Here is a 16,226-nt window from a genome sequence, read left to right on the forward strand (position 1 = left end):
CACCCAGAACCTCGCCCAGCATGGCTCCTCCGAATAAGACACGTGCATAACGACGTCGTTATGCACGTGTCTTACCTCGGAACCCCAGCCTCAGGCAGGCGGCCCCAATCGGTCGGTTACGCTGGAACTACTTCAAGGCCGCAGGATATGTCTCGGGTTAAAGCCGAAACGCTTTGGGGCAGCGACTCAAAACGCGCGGCAATCCGCACAATCTCGTTATCGCCGCCATTTCGCGCAGACTCGCCACCATCGCAAAGGCCATTCCTCAAATCAGGCATCCTCTGCCAAGCAAAGCAGATCATCTAGACACGGATCCCAACCGTTTCGCTCTCTCAGCCATCCTGACCACCTGCGCGCTCGCCGTCGCCGCTGCACTCCGCACAGCAGCGGGGGCCTGGACAGCCCCCCGCCCGATCGCCTCACCCGTCGTGAGCGCACCGATCCGCGCCCTGCCCTGGACACCAGATGTGTTAGCCAGCCCTCGCAGTACCCCTGCGGACCCGCTGACGATCGCCGGTGCCGCCGCCACCATTAGGTTTCCCGAGATGCCGCGAACGATCAGGGGCGTTGCAGCGACGAAGCCCTTGGCTAGGAACACCATGACGAAGAACGGCACGAGCGATCCGATGTTGGTTGCCGAGTTTGGATCACCGAGCTGCGCGAGAAGCGAATTCGCCATGCCGACGACGGTCGAAAACATTGCTGCGATGACGATGGGGTAGAAGGCATAGCTGACCGTCGTCGAGACCCACCTATGGAAGAAATCCTTGGTCGCGTCGAAGAGCGACAGAGCGATCATGATCGGAGCAAGGCCGAGCATGAGGGTCAGCATCATCTTGGCGAATATGAGGACGATGCCGGTCATGAAGCCAAGGAGGCTCAAAAGAATAAGCCCGATGCCGCCTAGGATCGCGCCCGTCATCCAGTTCAAATTGCTGCCGATGGCATTCAGGTACTGGCTGAATTTTTCGATCAGGATGTCGAATTCGCCGGCAAAGTGTGTGGCTCCGGCTCCTCCGCCGCCAACCGAAGACACTAGTGCGCCAGCGACGTAGTCCAAGCCTCCAATGACGGCGTTCGCTACTGCATTGAAGTTTGCCCAGTTGAAGGCGAAGAGCCCTATCAGCATCAGCTTGATCAGGTACCAGAAGAAGCTGGCCCCATCCATGCTGCGGAACTGGAATGCCATGTTGATGCAGACGCCGATTAGCGAAAGCGTGACCATCAGCAGGACGATCGTGCCGGTATTGCTTGCCACGGCCCCGAACTGGGACTCAGCCGCATCGACAAGGAACGCGTCTGCCGTTCCGACCATCCAGCTGACGACGCCCATTACCAGTTGCCTTGAGCTTCGCAGATTGTACGCACGCTCGGCTCGAGTTGCTTCCTTACTTCAATCCAGTCGCGGCGAAACGCTGAATGCTCGGCTTGGCTAAGGCCTGCATACCTTTCATGATACTCGCCATCGGAGCTACCCCAAGCGGGAAAGCGGGTTTCACAGCCGCAGTCGCCAGATTCAGCGATCTCCTCCCAGGCCCGAATTTCGTACAATTCCATCAAAGCTGCTGCCTTGTAGGCTTCCCGCGGATTGATTTCGTCCATCCAGGTCGGGCGCGCCGGACGATCGTTGCAGATCCGGTATTGTTGAGGCGACATATCGACCGTGAGATCGTTTGAGATCGGAGGCGAAGTCTGTGCCACAAGTGGGCCCGCAAGGGCGGCAAGCATGACTGCGAGGATTGGTTTTCGCATCTGGGGGGTTCCTTTTTTACTCAGCGGCAACGGAGGGGCTCTTGTTGCCTCTGCCGTCGACCGTGTCGAGGTTCAAATCAGTGGTTTGGCCCGGGAGAAAGAACTCGGTGATTCCGCGCGCGCCTTCATGGCGGCCTGCCTGAATGATCACGTCGATTGAGCCCTCGATATAATCGAGCATGTCGGCATAGGTCATCGGCACATCGGTTTTCAGGGCGGCGATGGCGAGGCGGCGAACAGCAAGTTGTGGGGTCTCGGCATGCAGCGTGGTCAGCGATCCACCGTGGCCGGTGTTGATTGCCTCGAGAAACGTCATCGCCTCGCGACCGCGGACTTCGCCTAGGACAATCCGGTCGGGTCGCATGCGAAGCGTTGAGGCCAAGAGCACATCGGCACTGCGGGCATCCGTGTCCCGGTCCGCGATCAACGTCACGGCATTGGGCTGCTCGGGGCGCAGCTCGGCCGCCTCCTCGATGGTGATGATCCGCTCTTCGGGCGGGATCAGCGAAAGGATCTTGCGCGCCGCCACCGTCTTGCCGGTAGATGTACCGCCCGAGACGATCATGTTGAGCTTGTTCTCGACGCAAAACCGCAGCGCAGCGTCGATGTCGCCGGACCTCACCACATCACGAAGCGCGGCGTTCCGTTCCCGGCGCAGACCCTCAAGGCTGCGTTCCTTGCCGAAAAGGAATCCGAGTTTGACCTTCTCAAGCGGCAGGGAGGAGAAGAACCTAAGAGAAATCGAGAAACCGCCCTCGACTGCCGGCGGCTGGATCACCTGCGCGCGGATCGGGCGATCACGATATAGGATCGAGACCGAGACGATAGGCTTCTTGGTGCTGAGCGTGGTCGAGGCGGCGGAGGCGATCTGGTTGCCGAGGTCCTTGATCTCGGTCTGGCTCAGCGGGCTGCCGAGACCTCGCATGAAGTGGTCGCCCTGGAATTCGCCCCAGACTTGTCCGTCGGGATTGATACAGATCTCGATCGTGTCGTCGCGCAGGACCTCGGGGCCGAAACGGTCGAGCGACGCTTCCAGATAACTTGCAGCCATGTCAGAAAATCTCGAGGTCACGATCAACCATGACCGTGATCCGTGTACCCTGGTCGACATGTATCACTGGCCGGATCGCCAGATAGTCCTGCATCACGCTTTGCGTGCTATCGCGCAGGTCGGTGCCGACATCACTCGCAACATCGGCCGCCGCCTCGCTGTCGATTTGACCCGCTGCAGCCGCAGGCAGAGCGCCGATCAAGGAGATCAGCGCGGCGGAGCCGAAGCGTTGCGCGAAACGGGTGTCGACAAACCCGGTGGTGCCAGTACGGCCGAGTTCGTCTCCACCGAAGGCGCTGATCTGCACAGTCTGATTGTCGGGCAAGATGATCCGGTCCCATGCCACCATGACGCGCGATTGGGCGAGTGCGACATCGGAGCGGTAGCGCCCGATCAGCCGCGCGCCGCGCGGGATCAGGATACGGGTTCCATCGAACGAATGGACGTCTTCCGAGACGATGGCGCGGATCGCGCCGGGCAGTGTGCTGTCGAGAGCCGTCTCTGTGACAGCCTGAATCATGGTGCCCTGAACAACCGTGTTCGATGGGTTCGCGATCACTTCGGCACGTGTCACCTGCGCAGGTTGTGCGCCCGAACGAACAAAGGCTTCATCTGCATTCAAACGTGCGGCTTCCAGCGTGTTCTCCCTATCCGCACCCGCGCCCATCCCGGAGAATGCGATCATAGGAGACGCGATACGCTCTGCGCGGGCCTCAGCTTCAGCAGCGCGCCGCCTTTCGAGTTCGGCCAGCCGCAATTCTTCTTCACTTGGTCCCAATGAGGTCGGCTCTGGTGGTGCAAGCCGTGCAAGTTCCAAGTCCATGCGGAGCTGATCCAATTCGCGGTCCCGCTCGGTCAGCTGCCGCTCGAGGGCACGCTGAGCCTCGGCGGATGCTTCCTGTAAGGTGGCAATTTGCGCCGTCAGGTCCGCAATAGCCTGCTCCGCCCCGCTATCCGCGGCCTCGGCCGGTCTTGCGCGCAGGTCCTCGAGTTCCGCTCTCAATGTCGCAAGACTTTCCATCAGCGCGAGTTCAGACTCGCTCGGACCTGTGTCCGCAGGCGGGGCTTGGCTGGGCTCCGGGGTAGAAATCGGCGCCAGATCTCCGAATCCGGGGCCGCTGCTCTGGAACTCCTCCGGCGCGGCGGTCGCCATTGGTGCTTCTGCCGACGGCTGTAGGGCAGCCCACGCCAGACCACCTGCTGCGGCGATGCCGACGACTCCAAGGATCGCGGCAAGCGGTGCAGGCCGCTTGTTTGCCTTCGCTTTGCCTGTCGAACCTTCGAGAGCCGCGAGGCGCGCGGCGAGGTCTTCCGTACCTTCGGTCATGATGTGGCCTGTCCTGCGTCCTGGACGCAAATCACCTCTTCGCCAAGGCGAAGGACCCATTGCCGGTTGACGCCGGACACGCGGATGACGCCGTCACTCAAGGCTTGGCTGTTCACCGCGCGTTCCCTGCCGTTCGAATATCGGAAGATGGCGGGCACCGGCGCGTTCCGTGCAAACCGGAAATACGTGAAGGTACCATCATCCCAGATGGCCGTCGGCGTGAACTCTTCTCGGGCGCTGACCGCATAGTTCGCGTTCGGCGCATCGGCCGCAACCGCCCTGGTGGGTTGCACGCGGTTTTCAGGATAGCGGAACTGCACGACATAATGCGGCGTCTCCCGGGCTTCGACGACATGGAAGTAGTAGGAGCGGCGGTTGGTGTAGACGGTGATGTTGGTGGCGACGCCAGATGCTGTCGGCTTGATGGCGAAGGCACGGCCACCCGGGACACCGTCGAATTGAAACCCGACCGTATCGCCGGCGATGATCGAGCGGATGGTTTCACCCTCACCGAATTCGACTGTGGTGACGCGGGTCAGAGTCGTGACGACACGGTAAACCTGGCCTTCAGTCCAGGTCGCGACGCGCACGCGATTGTCATGAGAACCTGGACGGGGCGTAGTTTCGGCCAAAGCAGTCGTTCCCGCGAACGCGAGAATACTGGCGGCCAGCAGCGCAGAGATTGGAGTGCGAGTCATTCGGAACGGTCCGATCGGATGGCATATTGGGTAACGGTGAAACCGAAAGGGTTTTGCCAAACATCGTCGATCGCTCGGGTCCGCTCGGGCCGGAATTCGAACATCAACGTGGCAGTGAACGATCCATCCTGTACCCCCTGAGGGCTGGTCAGGCGCTTTCTGAGCCGCACCTGGGCGCGGTTATCGCCAATAAGGGTGATCGATGCGATCTCAACGGCCATCTCGGCCGCAGCCCCGTAACGCGTCGGCGGATAGCTGTCCTGCCCCGATGTCCACATCGCGCGCATGCTGGCCTCGGCCGATCCGGAAGACTGTGCCAGGACACGGCGGACACGAAGATCGTTGTCGAGCTGGTTGTAGGTTTCGCGGTCGAAAATGTAGCGGTAGATTTGCGCTTCGATCACGGCAGGCCGTTCGGCGAGCGACACGGTTTCAACCGTGGCATTGGGGAGCGCCATCCCGGTCGCGGGATCGTAGGGCACAACCACGGGAGGCGGCGTCTCGACCATCAGCGCGACAGCCGCAGCCGTCAAACAGCCGAATACGCCAAAGCCTGCCCCGGAAATGCCGATCATCCGCCAAAGCTGTTCCCGGCGCAGGGCACCGTAGACAAGTTCCTCTTCCACGAGCTCGCGCGCAGTCATCACCCCTGCCCCACTCATGGCTCAAGATCCGGCAAGGTGAAGTCCATGTAGCGGCGTTCTTCGGCAACCGTGGCGGCGTCGACCACGCCTGCATTGCCTGCGCCTAGGGTTTGGATCGCTTCCAGCTCCCACATCCGGGTCATGGCGATGGCGAGTTCCGCCGTGACGCGTGTGTTATGATCCATCGAGGCTTTGAGATCCTCCATGTCGGGGATCATCTCGACCAGACGTTCCACCCGTTCGAGAGACTGTTCCGCCTCTGCGTGGCTGTTCTGCGCCGCCGCCGACATCACAGCACCTGTGGTGGCCCGCGTGGCCACGCCTTCGGCGCCCGGATTGCCGCTGGTGGCGATCTCGCGGAGTGAATCCTCGTCGAACCCGGCGCTTGCCAGCGCCTGTTCCATCTGCGTGCGCATGGGCCCGGCATTGGGCCCGATGAGCGCGCTCCAATCGCCCGCCTGGATGCCTCGGATCAGGCCGGGGATGTCTTCGAAGTTGGCCTCAAGCAAGGTATCGAGGTCCCCGCCCATGGCAAGTCCGAGGATGCTGCGCGGCCCGGTGAGCGAGGCATACATCTCGTTCAGCTGATCGAGTTGGCTTTGCAGCATGTCCAGTTGCTCCAACGCATTGTCCAGAAGATCGGTCTGGATCCCGAAATCCTGCAGCATCTGCTGAAGCTGGCGGATTTCCTGGGCAATGTTCTGAGTGTCCACCGTGGGCACACCCTGTGCCGCGACAGGTCCGGTAACATTGAGGGCAAGCGCGAGAGCGATGCTACCGGCGAAAAGGGAACGGGGCAGGCGCAGGTTCAACGCAAATCCTCCTGACTAAAATCCATGTATTGCCGCTCGGCAGCTTGCGCTGCCGCCAAGGCGATCTGCTCGGCGCTGAGTGGCTCGGTTCGGGCGGCCTTGATCCGGGTCCGGATTGCGACCAGCCGGGCCAGTTCGGCCCGGGCATAGGTGTTGAGCGCGATGGCCTCGTGGAGATCCTCGGTCTCACCAATGCGGGTGATGATGTCCTGAACCCGCAGGGCGGCGGCACGGACCGAGACCAGCGAATAGTCGCCATAGACCCCTGCGCCGTGGGCCGAGAGGCTGAAACTCGCGTTGGCGAGGAGCACAGGATCGATGGTGCCGAGCGCATCGATGCCGCCCACGGCCGCGAGGTAGCTGTTGTACTGCTGCGGGATCACCACGACATAGTGCTGGGTTTCCGCGAAAGGCGGCACACCGCCATAATCCTGCACATTGCCAGGACCGGCGTTATAGGCGGCGAGCGCATGGATAATGTTGCCATCGAACATGTTCAGCATTTGTGCGAGGTATCGCGCACCGCCGGTGACCTGCAGATAGGGATCGTCGTAATAGGCCGGGTAGATCCCGAGATCGCCCGCGGTACCGGGCATGATCTGGGTAAGTCCGAAGGCCCCTACGGGTGAGCGTGCCCCGATCTGGAAGCGGCTCTCCTGCCAAATCAGCGCCTGCAAGAGACAGCGCCATTGCACGAGCGAAAGACCTGCGCGGCCGACCCCGGACAGACTATGGGTGTCGCGTGCTGCGCGGATGATCAGCTCCTCGATCCCCTCCCTGGCATCGCCGAACATCCGCGCTGCCGCTGGATTGGTGTCCTCGGGCGCATAAAGACTGGCGGCCGCGCTTTCGACGTCGTCTACCGCCCCCTGCCCCGCCTCGAGCCCCGCCACGGTTCCGGCCACGTCTCCAGCGCCAAGCGACATGGCATCCATCAGCCCTTCGAGGGAGGCGAGTTGCTGGCGCTCGATTTCGGCCAGTTCCTCCTCGCGGCTTAGCCGGACCTGCTGCAGTGCCAGGTCCCGATCGGTCTGCTCAAGGATGGCCTGCCGCTCTGCGAAGAGGCGCAGATCGAAGGTCGGCACGCCTTGGGCGACCGCTGGCCCTGCCGTGGGACCTGCCAGTGCAAAGCCGATCATCGAGAGAGGTAGCCAGGTCCGCATTGGCTCAGCCGCCCGCCCCCAAGAGGACGAAATCGCAAGGACTGTCGCGGCGCGTGACCTCCGCCCCCATGGTCGAGATCGTGGCGGTGGCGGTTCCTGCCTGCGCAGGAGCCTCGCGAAAATTGAAGCAGTTGGCTTGCGGGGGGTTATGCTGCGCACAGGCTGTCAGGGTCAGGCCGAGCCCGAGCAGCACTACGCTGCGAATGATGGTACGGGTCATGTCACTCTCCAGAAATCAGGACGTTCGCGATAATCGGCGCCGACAAGCGCTTCGCCCTTCTCCATTCCGCCAAGGATGGTCACGAGCGGGCCGAGCGCGCTGAGATCGGCATCGATCACGACGGAACCACGGTCGTCGCGTACAAGCGCGAGCCGCGAGGCCGAGCCGACGCCCAGAAGCACGTCGAGCTCTTTCTCGGTCAGGCCGAGCATCGCGTAGTCAGCGGCGGAAGCACGAATGTTGGGCAAGAGCACCTGCGTCGGCACCGCTTCCACGATGGTCTTGCCGGTGCGCGTGCGCTCGAGCTGGCTGGCATATTGCGTCATCATCACGACGACGGCGTTCTGCTTGCGGGCGGTCACCAGCCAGTTGCTGAGGCGCTCCGCAAAGTAGGCGTTGTCGAGGGCTTTCCATGCCTCGTCGATGACGATGATGGTGGGCTTGCGGTCCTCGATCACCCGCTCGACCCGGCGGAAGAGGTAGGACAGGACCGCCATGCGTTCCCGCTCGCTCTCGGAATCGAGGATGCCGGTGAGGTCAAAGCCCGCGACGTCTCCATCGATGCTGAAACTGTCCTCGGCATTGGCCCCGAAGATCCAGCCGTAGCGACCCTCGGCCGTCCATTCCTGCATACGCTCGAAGAGATCGCCCTCGTCATCGGTCGAGACCAGCAGCGAGGCGAAATCCGACCAGTTTCGTAGGCCCGCATGTCCTGCGCTCGCGTTCTGGCGCACGACTTCCTGCAATCGGTTGGTCTGAACCGGGGTTAGCGGTCGATCGCGCCGCTCCAAGAGGCTCGCGAGCCAATCAGCAAGCCATGCCTGGCCCCGCATGTCGATCTCGGTCTGGAGCGGATTGAGGCCCGTGGGGCGCCCCGCCCGCACGGTCGAATAGCTGCCGCCGAGCGCGCGGACGGCCATCTCCATGCCCGCGCGATAGTCGAATACGAAGACCCGCGCACCTGCCCGCCGTGCCATGGTCATCAGGAAAGCCGCCAGGACGGATTTGCCGGAGCCGGGACGGCCGAGGATCAGCGTGTGGCCTCCCGTGGGCTCGCGATCCGGCGCGCCCTGTTCGTGGAAGTTGAAGCGAAAACCACTGCGCTCGGGTGTCGGAAAGAGCGTGATCGGCACGCCCCAGGGGACTTCCCGACCTGTCTTTCCGAGCGGGGTGCGGTGAAAGGTGGCGAGATCGGTGAAGTTGTGGTTCGTGATTGCGGCCTTGCGGCTGCGCGCCCCTGTGTTCCCGGGATGCTGCGCCATGAAATGCGCCCGCGCCCCGAAAGCTTCCGAGATCAGGTTGATCCCGGAAGTGGCGGAGATGTTGCGGATTTCGGCCGCGATGTCGTCAAGCGCCGTCTGGGTGCGGGCATAGACGGCCACGGTCATGTGGTGCTCGCCGAAGATCAGGCGTTTGGATTCCAGATCGTCCTGCGCGAGTTCCAGTTCCTGGGCGAGACTGACGGCTCCGTCATTGGCGGCCTGCATTAGCCGCAGCTGCCGCTTGATCCGGCCCGCCATGATGTTGGCGTTGATCGGCACAAAAGAGTGCGTGACCACCATGTCGACGGGCAGATTCAACTCGTCGAGCATCAGGCTATCGGTCTTGGCCGGGTAGTTCTTCACCGCAAAGATCGCCCCGAGCTTGTCGCCGACGGCACCGTCCGAGAGTGCGATGGTCGTGCCGCGGAAGGTGACGCGCGTATTGGCTACGTCCTCGGCGATCACACCGAGGCGCGACCGGGGGAAAAGCGGGGACTCCTCGCCCGTGTTGAGTGAACCGAGGAAGCCCAGAAGCTCGCCGGTGCTTGCGGCCAGCGGGCGGGGCTTCAGCTCATCGAAGGAGGACAGCAGAAACCCCACAACCTCGTCGAGCTTGCGCAAGCGGCGGGTGGTGTCGGCCGCATGTCGCGAGCGAGACGCCCCCAGACCGAAGGGCAGACGGCTGCTCGCCTCGGGGCGCTTCAGCACGGTCAGAGTCAGCGTCTTGTCGCGCAAACTCGCGCGGCCGAGATGCGCGTGCCATCGTTTGTCGACGGCGGCCGCAAACCCTTCGCCCGGAACGGGCGGCAGGGTCACGTCGACCGCTTTCGAGACCTTGTGCAAGTAGAATGAGAACTCGGTCCCGACCTGCGCCACGATGCCAGCCAGCAACCCTCCGATCCGGTCGAGATGCCCGTCCTCGCTCGTGGTGCTGTTCACCCCCTCGAGCCGGATGCATTGCATCAGCTCGTTGCCGCGTGTCCGGATCGTTCGGTCGTTCACGAGGCTCACATAAGGCAGCATCATTGAGAGCCGCTTCTCGCCCTTGACCCATGCGGGTAGCGCGGTCAGCGGATCGATGGCGTTCTCAATCTCATCGGCAATTCCATCACGGGGCATAGCTGTCGCCTCCATGCAGCTTGCGGTTCGTCGTGGGCGGGGTTTCCTGCAGGGTGATCACCAGGACATCGAGGAAGTTCGGATCCCAGTCCGCGGCCTTCCAGAGCGCCGGCCAGGCCAGCCCCGCGAAAACAGCCACCACCCAGCTCTGCACCCAGAGGAACAGAAGCGTCGAGCCGAAGAGCCAGACCATGGCGTACATGATCGGCAAGCCCATCAGCTTGGGTGGCCTGAGAAGGCCGATGAACACGCGGGACTGGTCAGCCATGGCCAAGAACTCCGGGATTGCTCAGGTGGTCCAGATGGCGGCGACGATGGTGGGTGCTGCGGCGATGCCCGCGATTGCAACCACGACCCAAAGCGCCTGACGAAAGTCGAGGATGCCAAAGAGCCAGGAAAGAAACACACCGATCAGTGCGAGCGTGCCAATCACGATGCCCAAGGGACCGGTGATCGCATCGACAATGCCTTGAAGCAGGGTCTGTACCGGCGAGAGGTCGATGCTTTGCGCAAGCGCTGGACCCGCCAGCACGATAAGGGCCGTCGCGCCGAGCGCGACGATCGCCCGCGTGCGGAGCACGCTTTGACGTTTCCTCGATGTCATGAAAGATCTCCTCTGAGCCGCTCAAACACGGCAGTCACACGGGCCACATGCCCTTGGGTTTCTCGAAAAGGGGGGATGCCGCCGTGGCGTGTGACCGCCTCAGGGCCAGCGTTGTACGCGGCAAGGGCCAGAGAACCCTCACCGAACTGGTCGAGCATCATCAGCAAGTAGCGGGCTGATCCGTCGAGGTTCTGCGCAATGTCATGTGGGTCCACGCCGAGGTCGCGGGCGGTATCCGGCATAAGCTGGCCAAGGCCTATGGCACCGACAGGGCTACGTGCAGCCGGATTGTATGCGCTCTCGACTTCGATATTGGCCCGGTAAAGGAGCGCCCAATCAGTGACTGAAAGCCCTGCGCGACGCAGCGCACCATGCCCGGCATACCGCAGAGCCGTGGTCTCGATCGCATGGAGGATTTCTGGGGTGGCGCGGGCGGCGGATCGAGCCGGGATCGCTGTCTCGCTCGTTGCGTCAGGAACGCGAGGTTCTGCGAAGAGAAAAAGGCGCCCGTTTGCCTCTTGAGAAGAGGAAATCAATTGGCCGTCTGGGCCAACCGAAAAGATGAAACCGTCGGCCAGGGCCGGGGGCGCGGAACAAACGCCTGTACCCAAAGCAACGACGAGCGCAGTCGCGCGGTCAGCTGCCTTTGACCGGAGGCGCGGCGTGGCGCTCGCGGCCACCTTCTTCAAGTGGGATGCTAGCGGTCGTACAGCCCATGTCGGCCAGGAAACTGACAAGGCCAACGATGGTTTTGAAGTCGCGGAGCTTGAGGACGCTTCGGCTGGTGACGAGCATCTTATCGTCACGCTCATCAGTGGCGACGGCGCGGATGACCCACGAGCCGTACCAGCTGTTATGGCGCTTCTCTGCTCTCTCCTTGCAGACCACCTCAATGAGGTAGCCCTCGGCGAGCAAGCCGCGCAGTCCGTCTTCTGTAACCACATTCGGGGCTTCTTCAATCATGGCCTTCCCTTGGGTCCTTGTTCTGCCTGGGTGCAGTATCAGGCCCACGGGGTCGCAACACCGTGAGCGATACAAAACAACATTAATGATAGCAAGACAATAATAACGTGTTGACGAAGTTCGCCTTGCTCCGATAACGGTGATAGCCGACAGAATGATAATCTTAAAGGCGGCAAAGGAGTTTTGCCCTGCGGCTGTTTATTGCGCGCAACGCACCGTTGCTGTTCGCGTTCCTGCTTGGAAGCATGCCGATAGCCGCGGCAGCAGATTGCGTACCTCCCGAACGACCGTTCTTGCCTCAGTCGCAAGACGACATGCGTGCCTACGCCGATCTGATCAGAAGCGATTTCGAGACCTACATTGCCGATGTGCAGGACTACTTTCGTTGTCTCGACGCCGAGCGCGCTCGCGCCTTTGTTGAGGCGAGGGAGGTCAGTGATGACTACGCCAGGTTCCTGAATGCTCTCGAGTAAGCGACTACGGGTTTGTGCCGCCAGTAGAAATCAACCGTTAGACCAACGCTCCGTCAGTCTCTAACGCAATGATGTTTTTCAAGCGGGCGATCATGTCGTCACCGCTTGCGACATCCGCGCTCGCACATTCATTGATCGATTAGGATTTCAGCAGTTTGTTCAGACTTCTACGAAGAATGTATGAAAAATTGGCCCACACGTTTTGGTGACTTGCCGACATTTTGTTTCAGCAATACAGCTTCAAAAATGATGTACAGGATTCGGGCCTTTTTTGGGATACTCCAGATTGCCTCCATATTGGTGGCAGTGACCCTGATGCCGTCCAATGCATCAGCCATGGTTTCGTGCTCTGTTGAACAACTCGCCCAGGAGTCTTCAAACGAGCGCCACCATCATGAAACGGACATTCCGGCTGCAGATATCGACCATGGAGCAGACCACTGTGCGTCACATATCTGCGTGGTCGGAGACTTCGTAGGTGCCGAAAGTTGCACAAAGCAGTCCGCTAATGTTTCCCTCCGGTCCTGGGATATTGCGTCCCTAGTCCGTTCGGCCACACCCGAAGGTTTGCGGCGCCCTCCTCGCGCCTGATGCACCTGTAGCCGCAGTTTGACTGCGACCATCTGCATCTGACATTTCGAGGAAATCTAAGTGAAAATTCTGCTTGCGGCATCCTTGCCGCTGTTCGGGGCCGCCTGCTCGGCGCTTCCTGAACTTGAAACCGTGCCAGCGCTTACGGCGGCGGTTACATCGCCTGTGGTCGCGTCTGCGCAACCCGGGCCTGTTGTTGCTTACGCGGGCTACTCGGTCGGAGAACCGGCCGAATGGCGGACGCTGAATGATGAACAACGGGAGGGTGGCGAATGAAACTGCCTCTTCTCATGGGGTCCATGTTGCTGGTGTCCGCCTGCGCCAGTCCTGCCGTTCTTGAGCGCGCAAAACCAGATCGCGCGGGCTTTGGCAGTGTCGAGACGGGTGCACGCCAGGCTCTAGGGGCCACACCGATCTGGAACCTGTCTGCCGCGGACCTTGAGGAAACGCGCAAGAGGGTTCACGCCATGGTGCATGGTAAGACCGTCAGCGCCGACACCGCAGTGCAGGTTGCCCTGATAAACAGTCCCGCACTTCAAGCCAGCTTCGCTGAGCTAGGTCTGTCCTCAACTGACTTATGGGAAGTGGCTATGGGGCCGGTGCCCTCGATCGGTGTGTCAATCTCCGGGTTGGCTGGCGATGTCACTCGCACACTTGAGGCAACATTAATCAACTCCCTGCTCGACGTGGCAACATCCGCACCGCGGACCCAACTTGCGGAGATTCGCTTCAGACAATCCGAACTTGCTGCGCTCGCCGACACGATAGACTTGGCCGTTGAAACCCGCCGGGCCTGGATTGAGGCGGTTGGCGCTTTCGAAGCCGCTGCACTGATCGCTCAAACTCAGGGCACTGCCGAGGCAGCGTCCGAACTTGCTGTGCAACTGGGCCGTACCGGCGCGATGAGCAAGGCCGATCAAGCAAGAGAGCATGCCTTTACTGCTGAGCTTGCCGCCGAACGTGCAGCCGCCCAATTGGAGGCGCAATTGGCCAAAGAAAAACTGCTTCGGCTGATGGGGCTTTGGGGTAGCGACACCACTGTATTCGTGCCGGACTCGCTGCCCGCCTTGCCTGGTGGCCCGCGCGTTGCAGGAAATATCGAACAGCTGGCACTGGCAAACCGCGTAGACCTGGCATCTGGAAAGCTGGAACTCGAGGCGCTCGCGCTGGACTACCGTCTGACCGGGCAAACCCGTATGGTCTCGGACGTCCAGTTGGTGGCTGGTTTCGACCTGGAACGTGCAGCCGGAGAAACCGAGGCCAATCCAGCGCTTGCTCTAGATTTCGAGATCCCGCTCTACGACACCGGTCCGCTGGTGTCGAAGCGTGGCCGCATGGCCTATCTGCAGGCAGCGAACAGGCTGGCCCAGCAGGCCGTCGATGCGCGTTCGGACGCACGCATGGCCTATAGGGCCATCACCGGTCGCCATAGCATCGCGCGGCATTGGCGCGACTCTGTTTTGCCTCTGCGACGCCAGATCGATGACGAAGCGCTGCTGTCCTACAACGGCATGCTGACCTCGACCTTTGAATTGATCGCTGATGCCCAGGAGGGGCTCGCTTCGCGCCTCTCTGCCGCAGAAGCGAAACGTGACTACTGGCTTGCCGAAACAGACGCGACCGCGGCGATTTGGGGCGGGGCAATTACTCTGACCGGAGGTAGCGAAGAATGATGAACCGTCGTCAATTACTGGGCGCGGGATTGACCGCGAGCGCTGGAGCTGTGCTGGCGAACGCCGGGGCCGCGCAAACACGCTTTCGCGATCTGCCCGAGGCCGCCTTTACCGACAGCCCCTATACACAAGTTCCCCCAAGGCCTTCGGATCGGTTCGACTACAACCCCGTTGTAACACTGAACGGATGGTCTTTGCCGTATCGCATGAACGGAGATGTAAAGGAGTTCCACCTCGTTGCAGAGCCTGTTGAAAGGATTATGGCGGACGGGATGATTGCGCGGCTCTGGGGCTACAATGGCCAATCCACCGGACCCACAATCGAAGCGGTCGAAGGCGAGCGGGTGCGTATTTACGTAACCAACCGTCTTCCGGAACATACCAGCGTGCATTGGCACGGACTGATCCTGCCATCGGGAATGGATGGAGTTGGTGGTTTGTCGCATCCCGGCATCCCGCCGGGTAAGACCTTCGTCTACGAGTTCGACCTCATCAAGTCCGGCACCTTCATGTACCACCCGCATGCGGACGAGATGGTACAGATGGCCATGGGCATGATGGGGCTCTTCATCGTGCATCCGCGCGACACGGCGTTCATGCCGGTGGACCGGGATTTCGCGTTCCTCCTTGCGGCCTATGACATCGACCCGGGGACCTACATCCCGCGCGTGGCCGAGATGACCAATTTCAACATGTGGACCTGGAACAGCCGGATCTTCCCGGACATCGATCCTCTGGTGGTCAACAAGGGGGACCGCGTCCGTGTGCGTTGTGGCAACCTGACGATGACCAACCACCCAATTCACATGCATGGCTATGACTTTCAGGTCACCTGTACTGACGGAGGCTGGGTGCCGGAAAGTGCCCGTTGGCCCGAGGTCTCGATCGACATTCCTGTAGGCGCCATGCGCGCCTACGAGTTCGACGCGATTCACGAAGGTGACTGGGCGATCCACTGCCACAAGTCGCACCACACCATGAATGCTATGGGCCACGACATCCCTACATTTATTGGCGCCGACAAGTCCCGCCTGACCCAAATGATCCGCCGCCAGCAGCCTGGCTACATGCCGATGGGCACGGCGGGTATGGCGGATATGGGCGAGATGTCGATGGAGATCCCCGAGAACACCGTGCCGATGATGACCGGATGGGGGCCGCATGGCCCATTGGAAATGGGTGGCATGTTTAGCGTGGTGAAGGTTCGCGAGGGCATCGACCGCGACGATTACAGCGATCCTGGCTGGTACGACAACCCGCCCGGAACACAGGCCTACGAATGGACGGGCGAGCTGCCCGAACATGCATACAACACCAGTCCGAAAACCGTGATCACGCCGCGCGGCGGCGTGCGGCAGGGCTGATGCCAGAGCACAGGAGAAACACGCTCATGAAAACTGCACTTTTGACATTGGGGCTGGCCCTGATTCCCGCCCTCGCAATTGCGGACGCCGGGCACGGCAACGGTCAAATGGCCATCGGCATGCCTGCGATGCATGGCCATGAACCCACGCGAACCATCGATGTGATAATGCGTGAGGACTACGACAAGGACGCACCGTTCGTCTTCGAACCCTCCTCGGAAATGACTTTTTCTGAGGGTGAAACCGTGCGCCTGCGCATCACGAACATGGGTGAGGAAACCCACGAGTTCGTGATGGATTCGATGGCACAAAACGCTGAACACAAAGAGCTGATGGCCAAGTTCCCTGAGATGGAACATGACGACCCTAACGCTGTGCGCCTTGAACCAGGTGAAGAGGCGGAGATCCTTTGGACTTTCAACAAGGCCGGCAACTTCGAATTCGCCTGCCTGCTGCCCGGCCACTATGAAGGCGGCATGCACGGCGCCCTTACTGTCAACTGATCTCAAA

The 16,226-nt window shown here is 61.3% G+C and carries 19 protein-coding genes; 5 read left to right on the forward strand and 14 right to left on the reverse strand.

Annotated features, from left to right (window positions below; all coding sequences use genetic code 11):
- Positions 1-298 precede the first annotated feature (298 nt).
- The 14 genes from ACRARE_RS21600 to ACRARE_RS21665 are packed head-to-tail and all read right to left on the reverse strand — an operon-like array spanning position 299 to position 11,615.
- Positions 299-1,333 carry a TrbL/VirB6 family protein gene (locus ACRARE_RS21600; protein WP_432658487.1) on the reverse strand — a complete coding sequence of 345 codons (1,035 nt, stop codon included), beginning with the start codon at positions 1,331-1,333 and terminating at the stop codon, positions 299-301.
- A complete protein-coding gene (locus tag ACRARE_RS21605) occupies positions 1,333-1,752 on the reverse strand; it encodes a hypothetical protein (protein ID WP_009574168.1) in 420 nt (139 codons plus the stop codon). The genes ACRARE_RS21600 and ACRARE_RS21605 overlap by 1 nt, the downstream gene beginning before the upstream one ends.
- Positions 1,753-1,768: 16 nt before the next feature.
- Positions 1,769-2,803 (reverse strand): ATPase, T2SS/T4P/T4SS family, encoded by a 1,035-nt coding sequence (locus ACRARE_RS21610; RefSeq protein WP_043872329.1) that lies wholly within the window; start codon positions 2,801-2,803, stop codon positions 1,769-1,771.
- A gap of 1 nt (position 2,804) precedes the next feature.
- Positions 2,805-4,130, reverse strand: a complete 1,326-nt coding sequence (locus tag ACRARE_RS21615; RefSeq protein ID WP_043872330.1) for a TraB/TrbI/VirB10 family type IV secretion system protein — start codon at positions 4,128-4,130, stop codon at positions 2,805-2,807.
- The gene (locus ACRARE_RS21620; protein ID WP_009574160.1) at positions 4,127-4,828 is read right to left on the reverse strand and encodes a TrbG/VirB9 family P-type conjugative transfer protein; all 702 of its coding nucleotides are present in this window, start codon (positions 4,826-4,828) and stop codon (positions 4,127-4,129) included. Before ACRARE_RS21620 ends, ACRARE_RS21615 begins: the two co-directional genes overlap by 4 nt.
- The gene (locus tag ACRARE_RS21625) at positions 4,825-5,472 is read right to left on the reverse strand and encodes a VirB8 family type IV secretion system protein (protein ID WP_043872331.1); all 648 of its coding nucleotides are present in this window, start codon (positions 5,470-5,472) and stop codon (positions 4,825-4,827) included. The genes ACRARE_RS21620 and ACRARE_RS21625 overlap by 4 nt, the downstream gene beginning before the upstream one ends.
- 14 nt (positions 5,473-5,486) lie before the next feature.
- Positions 5,487-6,284 carry a type IV secretion system protein gene (locus ACRARE_RS21630; protein ID WP_028095516.1) on the reverse strand — a complete coding sequence of 266 codons (798 nt, stop codon included), beginning with the start codon at positions 6,282-6,284 and terminating at the stop codon, positions 5,487-5,489.
- The gene (locus ACRARE_RS21635) at positions 6,281-7,447 is read right to left on the reverse strand and encodes a lytic transglycosylase domain-containing protein (protein WP_043872332.1); all 1,167 of its coding nucleotides are present in this window, start codon (positions 7,445-7,447) and stop codon (positions 6,281-6,283) included. The genes ACRARE_RS21630 and ACRARE_RS21635 overlap by 4 nt, the downstream gene beginning before the upstream one ends.
- Positions 7,448-7,451: 4 nt before the next feature.
- On the reverse strand, positions 7,452-7,667 hold the full coding sequence (locus tag ACRARE_RS21640; RefSeq protein WP_043872333.1) for a hypothetical protein: 216 nt from the start codon (positions 7,665-7,667) through the stop codon (positions 7,452-7,454).
- Positions 7,664-10,048, reverse strand: a complete 2,385-nt coding sequence (locus ACRARE_RS21645) for a VirB4 family type IV secretion/conjugal transfer ATPase (protein WP_043872334.1) — start codon at positions 10,046-10,048, stop codon at positions 7,664-7,666. The genes ACRARE_RS21640 and ACRARE_RS21645 overlap by 4 nt, the downstream gene beginning before the upstream one ends.
- Positions 10,038-10,316: a VirB3 family type IV secretion system protein gene (locus ACRARE_RS21650; RefSeq protein WP_009574151.1), complete on the reverse strand. Its 279-nt coding sequence runs from the start codon at positions 10,314-10,316 to the stop codon at positions 10,038-10,040. The genes ACRARE_RS21645 and ACRARE_RS21650 overlap by 11 nt, the downstream gene beginning before the upstream one ends.
- Positions 10,317-10,337: 21 nt before the next feature.
- Entirely contained in the window at positions 10,338-10,652 is a 315-nt protein-coding gene (locus tag ACRARE_RS21655; RefSeq protein ID WP_043872335.1) for a TrbC/VirB2 family protein, read from the reverse strand.
- Positions 10,649-11,332 (reverse strand): lytic transglycosylase domain-containing protein, encoded by a 684-nt coding sequence (locus ACRARE_RS21660; RefSeq protein WP_043872336.1) that lies wholly within the window; start codon positions 11,330-11,332, stop codon positions 10,649-10,651. The genes ACRARE_RS21655 and ACRARE_RS21660 overlap by 4 nt, the downstream gene beginning before the upstream one ends.
- The gene (locus ACRARE_RS21665; RefSeq protein WP_009574148.1) at positions 11,289-11,615 is read right to left on the reverse strand and encodes a hypothetical protein; all 327 of its coding nucleotides are present in this window, start codon (positions 11,613-11,615) and stop codon (positions 11,289-11,291) included. Before ACRARE_RS21665 ends, ACRARE_RS21660 begins: the two co-directional genes overlap by 44 nt.
- Positions 11,616-11,929: 314 nt before the next feature.
- Here ACRARE_RS21665 and ACRARE_RS21670 point away from each other — a divergent pair, with 314 nt between their 5' ends.
- The 5 genes from ACRARE_RS21670 to ACRARE_RS21690 all read left to right on the forward strand — a co-directional run bounded on the left by ACRARE_RS21670 (position 11,930) and on the right by ACRARE_RS21690 (position 16,219).
- Positions 11,930-12,088, forward strand: a complete 159-nt coding sequence (locus ACRARE_RS21670; protein WP_169747690.1) for a hypothetical protein — start codon at positions 11,930-11,932, stop codon at positions 12,086-12,088.
- A 651-nt stretch (positions 12,089-12,739) separates the two neighbouring features.
- On the forward strand, positions 12,740-12,955 hold the full coding sequence (locus ACRARE_RS21675) for a hypothetical protein (RefSeq protein ID WP_066707477.1): 216 nt from the start codon (positions 12,740-12,742) through the stop codon (positions 12,953-12,955).
- Complete coding sequence (locus ACRARE_RS21680; protein ID WP_043872337.1) at positions 12,952-14,352, forward strand: TolC family protein; 1,401 nt, start codon at positions 12,952-12,954, stop codon at positions 14,350-14,352. The genes ACRARE_RS21675 and ACRARE_RS21680 overlap by 4 nt, the downstream gene beginning before the upstream one ends.
- Positions 14,349-15,716, forward strand: coding sequence for a multicopper oxidase family protein (locus ACRARE_RS21685; protein WP_074646437.1), 1,368 nt, complete (start codon positions 14,349-14,351; stop codon positions 15,714-15,716). The genes ACRARE_RS21680 and ACRARE_RS21685 overlap by 4 nt, the downstream gene beginning before the upstream one ends.
- Positions 15,717-15,742: 26 nt before the next feature.
- The gene (locus ACRARE_RS21690) at positions 15,743-16,219 is read left to right on the forward strand and encodes a cupredoxin domain-containing protein (protein WP_009574143.1); all 477 of its coding nucleotides are present in this window, start codon (positions 15,743-15,745) and stop codon (positions 16,217-16,219) included.
- Positions 16,220-16,226: the final 7 nt, after the last annotated feature.

The sequence above is a fragment of the Pseudooceanicola aquaeponti genome (assembly GCF_050897975.1).
Classification (GTDB): Bacteria; Pseudomonadota; Alphaproteobacteria; order Rhodobacterales; family Rhodobacteraceae; genus Pseudooceanicola.

What these genes read in the sequence shown, in the direction of transcription:
- ACRARE_RS21600 (WP_432658487.1), bottom strand. Translation starts at nt 1,333, where the DNA reads ATGGGCGTCGTCAGCTGGATGGTCGGAACGGCAGACGCGTTCCTTGTC.
- ACRARE_RS21605 (WP_009574168.1), bottom strand. Translation starts at nt 1,752, where the DNA reads ATGCGAAAACCAATCCTCGCAGTCATGCTTGCCGCCCTTGCGGGCCCA.
- ACRARE_RS21610 (WP_043872329.1), bottom strand. Translation starts at nt 2,803, where the DNA reads ATGGCTGCAAGTTATCTGGAAGCGTCGCTCGACCGTTTCGGCCCCGAG.
- ACRARE_RS21615 (WP_043872330.1), bottom strand. Translation starts at nt 4,130, where the DNA reads ATGACCGAAGGTACGGAAGACCTCGCCGCGCGCCTCGCGGCTCTCGAA.
- ACRARE_RS21620 (WP_009574160.1), bottom strand. Translation starts at nt 4,828, where the DNA reads ATGACTCGCACTCCAATCTCTGCGCTGCTGGCCGCCAGTATTCTCGCG.
- ACRARE_RS21625 (WP_043872331.1), bottom strand. Translation starts at nt 5,472, where the DNA reads ATGACTGCGCGCGAGCTCGTGGAAGAGGAACTTGTCTACGGTGCCCTG.
- ACRARE_RS21635 (WP_043872332.1), bottom strand. Translation starts at nt 7,447, where the DNA reads ATGCGGACCTGGCTACCTCTCTCGATGATCGGCTTTGCACTGGCAGGT.
- ACRARE_RS21640 (WP_043872333.1), bottom strand. Translation starts at nt 7,667, where the DNA reads ATGACCCGTACCATCATTCGCAGCGTAGTGCTGCTCGGGCTCGGCCTG.
- ACRARE_RS21645 (WP_043872334.1), bottom strand. Translation starts at nt 10,048, where the DNA reads ATGCCCCGTGATGGAATTGCCGATGAGATTGAGAACGCCATCGATCCG.
- ACRARE_RS21650 (WP_009574151.1), bottom strand. Translation starts at nt 10,316, where the DNA reads ATGGCTGACCAGTCCCGCGTGTTCATCGGCCTTCTCAGGCCACCCAAG.
- ACRARE_RS21655 (WP_043872335.1), bottom strand. Translation starts at nt 10,652, where the DNA reads ATGACATCGAGGAAACGTCAAAGCGTGCTCCGCACGCGGGCGATCGTC.
- ACRARE_RS21665 (WP_009574148.1), bottom strand. Translation starts at nt 11,615, where the DNA reads ATGATTGAAGAAGCCCCGAATGTGGTTACAGAAGACGGACTGCGCGGC.
- ACRARE_RS21670 (WP_169747690.1), top strand. Translation starts at nt 11,930, where the DNA reads ATGCGTGCCTACGCCGATCTGATCAGAAGCGATTTCGAGACCTACATT.
- ACRARE_RS21680 (WP_043872337.1), top strand. Translation starts at nt 12,952, where the DNA reads ATGAAACTGCCTCTTCTCATGGGGTCCATGTTGCTGGTGTCCGCCTGC.
- ACRARE_RS21685 (WP_074646437.1), top strand. Translation starts at nt 14,349, where the DNA reads ATGATGAACCGTCGTCAATTACTGGGCGCGGGATTGACCGCGAGCGCT.
- ACRARE_RS21690 (WP_009574143.1), top strand. Translation starts at nt 15,743, where the DNA reads ATGAAAACTGCACTTTTGACATTGGGGCTGGCCCTGATTCCCGCCCTC.